The 4,463-nt window shown below is 43.6% G+C and carries 4 protein-coding genes; all 4 read right to left on the reverse strand.

The annotated features are described in order from the left end of the window. Positions 1–101 precede the first annotated feature (101 nt). Positions 102–1,409, reverse strand: coding sequence for an outer membrane protein transport protein (locus BCT81_RS16720; RefSeq protein WP_102425174.1), 1,308 nt, complete (start codon positions 1,407–1,409; stop codon positions 102–104). A 296-nt stretch (positions 1,410–1,705) separates the two neighbouring features. Next, positions 1,706–2,986, reverse strand: a complete 1,281-nt coding sequence (locus BCT81_RS16725; protein WP_102425175.1) for an OmpP1/FadL family transporter — start codon at positions 2,984–2,986, stop codon at positions 1,706–1,708. Positions 2,987–3,283: 297 nt separating this feature from the next. Then, entirely contained in the window at positions 3,284–4,012 is a 729-nt protein-coding gene (locus BCT81_RS16730) for a DUF3379 domain-containing protein (RefSeq protein WP_102425176.1), read from the reverse strand. Beyond that, a partial coding sequence (locus BCT81_RS16735; RefSeq protein WP_102425177.1) for a sigma-70 family RNA polymerase sigma factor occupies positions 4,005–4,463 on the reverse strand: 459 nt, incomplete at its 5' end. The genes BCT81_RS16730 and BCT81_RS16735, both read right to left, overlap by 8 nt.

Below are 4,463 nucleotides of genomic sequence, written 5' to 3' on the forward strand. Positions count from 1 at the left end.
AAGACTACTAGAAACTCGATTTAGGAAACCGATAAAAGAAAGGCTCGATGTTGAAAACAACATCGAGCCTTTTTAATGCTTTCTACTTTTAGATCAGTAGATTAGAAGCGGTAGTTAGCTTGTACACCAACTAGCCAGATGCTACCAGTCACTTCACCTTCGAAGTTACCACCAAATGGTGCAGAAGCTGCGTCATCTTCAACCATTTTTGCGTCTTTCGCTAGGATGTAAGTGAAGCCAGCATCTAAAGTTAGTTGCTCAGACCACTGGTAGCCAGCACCAATACTTAGCCAAGTACGGTCTGTTTCTGGAATCGTTGCTGTGCGGTGTTCTTCGCTTACCGCTGAAGTGTCGTATGCGATACCAGAACGTAGGGCAAGCTTAGGTGTCATTTGGTAAGTTGTACCGATAGCAAAGCGGTAGTTGTCTTTCCAGTTTTCTTCTTTGATATCCTGAGTACGTTTTGAGCCAAACTCAGGAATATCTGCCACAAGCTCTTTGAAGCTGCTCCAATTTGTCCAGTTAACGCTCGCGTGAACCGCTACTTTGTTGGTAAGTTGGTGGAAACTTGCCAGTTCTGCTGTAGCTGGTAAAGCTAGTTCCATCGAGCCACTATATTTTGGTTTTATAGCACCTAATCCAGCGCTTTCAGCTGCAGCCTTATCGAAAGCAGCGCCATTTGCGTGGCCTTCAAGGGTTAGATCTACTTCTGATTTGTAGGTAAAACCAAGGCGGTTATTTTCGTTGATTTGCCAAGCTGTACCTACTTGCCAACCCCACGCAGTATCATCACCTTCCATATATTTCAGAGCAGTACCTGGTTGCAGTGGAGCTAAAGAGTTCGCAGTAGATACCGCACCAAAGCTACCTTCAGCCATGATGTAACGAATACCACCACCAATAGATACGCTTTCAAGTACTTGGTAAGCGGCGTTAAGGTTTAGCTCCATGGTTTTAACGCTTGCTTCGTTGCCGTGGTTTGCGCCACCGAAGTCTGTACCTAGGTCAGTTTCCATGCCGTAGTTCGTGCCAGCCGCAAAACCTAACGCGAATTTGTCGTTGTACTTATGAGAAACATAAAAGTTTGGAATTACTGCACTGTGGGCGAAGTCACTAGAGTTTGAGCTCGTTGTACCACGAGGTGTTGTAGAGGTGCCGTCAATGTCAATGTTTGGATCTACATAGATAGCACCAACTGAAACTTGAGTGCCTTCTAGGTAAGTTAGCATAGCAGGGTTACGCCATTGTGCGTCTGCACCGTCAGCCATTGCTGCTTCACCAGCGTAAGCTCGGCCCAGGCCTGTTGCTGAGTATTCTGCTAGTTGAAAGCCCGCTGCTTGAGTCACCGTAGAAGTTGAAAGTAGTCCAACTGCCACTGCAGTAGATAGAAGAGTCTTATTCATTTTCATTATTATGTTCGCTGAATTATAAGTATTTAGTGTCATGATTCTACTTTTAGAGTTATTACTTTAAAAATGAAATTCGAGTAAAACAGTGTTTTAGCGATTAAATGATAAAATATGACTGATTATTAGCTTAATAGTCTGAATGTTTCGAGTGTGTTATCGGATTTGAGCGTACACTTGTAGCTAGATATGACCTGTGTAGGCTACAGCTGTAAGCTTAAATCGATGTTGGTCAGTGGCTTAGATAATAAAAAAGGGTCGCATAAAGCGACCCTTTGAGATTTATAACTCAGCTTATATTAGAAGCTGTAGCTGTATTGAATACCCGCTAGAATCGCATCTGCGTGAGTAGTTGCTGTTAGTGCACCATTACCTTCAGTCACATCAACATCTTCACCTAGTAGATAAGTAAAGCCGAAGTCAACAGTATGCTGCTGTTGGAATGCGTAAGTGAAACCTGCAGAGAACCACTGACGGTCAGAATCAGGAACAGAAATTGAAGTTACTTTATCTTGAGCCGCAGTGTCGTACATGTAACCCGCGCGCAGAGTCCAAGCGTCGTTTAGGAAGTAAGTACCACCGATTGCGTAATGCCAACCGTCTTGCCACTGGTAGTTACCTATTTGCTGTTTACCCGCAACAGAATCAGCGTCTAGAGTATCAAATACGCTCCAACCAATCCATTGCACAGAGTAGTGCACCGCAAATTGTGTATCTTGGATCTCGTGGTAACCAGAAAACTCGGCCATACTTGGAAGCGACAAATATAGGGTATCTAGCGGAAGTGCTCTACCTGTAGTTGGATCAGTGAGGGTCATATCCCCATCAGCTTCGATTTCTGGGCTGTAATGGTAAGAAAAGCCAAAGCGGTTTGCTGAGTCAAGTTCATATACTGCACCAATGTTCCAACCAACTCCAACACCATCCGCGTCGATTGATGCTAGATTCGATGTGCTAGTTTTACCTGTTGAAGGATTCGTTTGTGTTAAATTACGTTCAAGCTTACCACTACCTTGAACAATATCGATACCAGCACCAACAGAGAACTGTTCACTGAAACGGTAGGAAGCTGATAGTGCGTAGTTGATACTCTTGATTTCAGTAGTTCCGCCATATGCAGATACACCAGTGTGTGCACCGCCTAAAATGCTGCTTGATCCAAAGCTACTATCAAAGTTATTAGTTGTGCCAAAGTTTGAGTAAATACCAGCACCAAAAGCCCACTGGTCGTTTAGTCTGTGGATATAGTAGATATTTGGAACTGGAGTACCACTGCTATTGTTCGCGCTATCGACAGGCACTGAACCGCCTGCTTTTACATTTTTCACATCGATATCTGTCTTGATATAGTTTATACCAGCAGAAAATTGAGATGAATCGAACAAAGCCATTGCTGCTGAGTTACGAGCCATCACTGATGCGTTATCTGCGATTACTGCATCACCAGCGAAAGCACGGCCAAGACCAGTTGCTGATTGTGAGTTGAGTTGGAAACCTGCTGCCATCGCTTGCGAAGACGCCAGTGTAATTGTTACTGCTAAAAGAGACTTTTTAAACAGACGCGTGTTGTTGGTAGTCATTCATTTATTCCTTTATATATCCGCCTCTACAGGGCGATTAATTTGAGCAATTGCTCAATGGTGGCTGATCCTATTCGCAAGTATACGATATACAAATCCGACCATTGGAAAATTTGAGTGGAAAATTATGGAAATGACGCCTATCTGGCACGAAAATGGCGCTAAATGCCGTTTTTTAGAGTTTTAACTCTAGGGTTATTTGTTTTGTGAATGGATTGGTGTTTTATTTATAAATAAAGCCCAGCAATATCAAGAGTATAATTGCTGGGCCTTTAATTGAGGGGCTTTGAGAGCTGACTAGCTCATCGGTTTGATCATTTTCGTCAGCTTTTCTGAGATTTTAGACACATCCTCGCCATTTTCACCGACGAGTATCAAACTGCTGTTATCAATTGGTGTCACCGAACCTGACATTCCTTTTTCATCAAAGTCGACCGGTTTGTCAGACGGGATGCTAGTCAGAAATAGCGTAACTTTGCCTTTTTCACCCTGGAATACCATGTGCACTGCGGTAGACTTCCCAAAACCACAATGGTTTAGGTAATAGACGTGGTATGGGAAAGTTTCATCAAACTGAAAAGCAAATGGGTTCATTTTTGCATTGATTTGCTGTGATGTAACTTGTTCATCAATAGTGCTGACAAAGCTCTTTTCATCGATAACATGTTTCATCGCCGCATCAACCAAGCTCGCTTGCGCTGGAGACACTAATGCATTTCCCCAGTTTACTTGGCCAACTAATAGACCAGCAACAAACGCTACAGAGGCCGCCATTGCCATTGCACGTCTCGCAAACGTGGGCCTTACGACTTTGCTCTCTTCGCTTGAGGTTTGATTGAACAGAATGCGATCGGCAAGATCATCTGGCACGTCTACATTCATTGCAGAGTGGATCTGTTTATCAAGCGATAGTACGTCATCTAAAAAGTGACTGTTAGCTTCACTGCTCGCGGCTGCATCAACAATATCTTGTGTACGCTGTTTAGGTTCCGACAATACACGACGACGAAATTCTAAATCATCCATTATGTTGCCCCCTCTCTGCTTCTTCTGTATCCAGCATATCTTTCAATTGGTTTCGAGCTCTGAATAAACGTGTCATCACCGTGTTTTTGTTGAGATCCAGAATATCCGCGATCTCGTCACCACTAAAACCACCAATCACTTGTAAGAAGAGAGGTTCACGGTAATCAATTTCAAGTTTCATGATCTGGACTTGCAACCATTGGTGTTGATGGTGCGGGTCATCACTGACACTAGCATCATTACCATGATCGTCGATATCGACCAGATCAAACTGTTTGCGTTCAAAACGTCGAGCATTCTCGCGGCGCAAGATAGTAATCAGCCAAGACTTCGCGGCTTTTTCATCTTGTAGGCTATCGAGTGATTTCCATGCGCGGAGGCAAGTTTCTTGCACTAAGTCTTCGGCAATGCTTTTGTCTTTGCATAACCAATAGGCGTAGCGAAAGAGGTC

This window comes from Vibrio sp. 10N.261.52.A1, assembly GCF_002876325.1.
GTDB classification, from domain to species: Bacteria; Pseudomonadota; Gammaproteobacteria; order Enterobacterales; family Vibrionaceae; genus Vibrio; species Vibrio chagasii.

Excerpts from the sequence above, each read along its gene's own strand:
- BCT81_RS16720 (WP_102425174.1), bottom strand. The coding sequence starts at position 1,409 with ATGAAAATGAATAAGACTCTTCTATCTACTGCAGTGGCAGTTGGACTA.
- BCT81_RS16725 (WP_102425175.1), bottom strand. The coding sequence starts at position 2,986 with ATGACTACCAACAACACGCGTCTGTTTAAAAAGTCTCTTTTAGCAGTA.
- BCT81_RS16730 (WP_102425176.1), bottom strand. The coding sequence starts at position 4,012 with ATGGATGATTTAGAATTTCGTCGTCGTGTATTGTCGGAACCTAAACAG.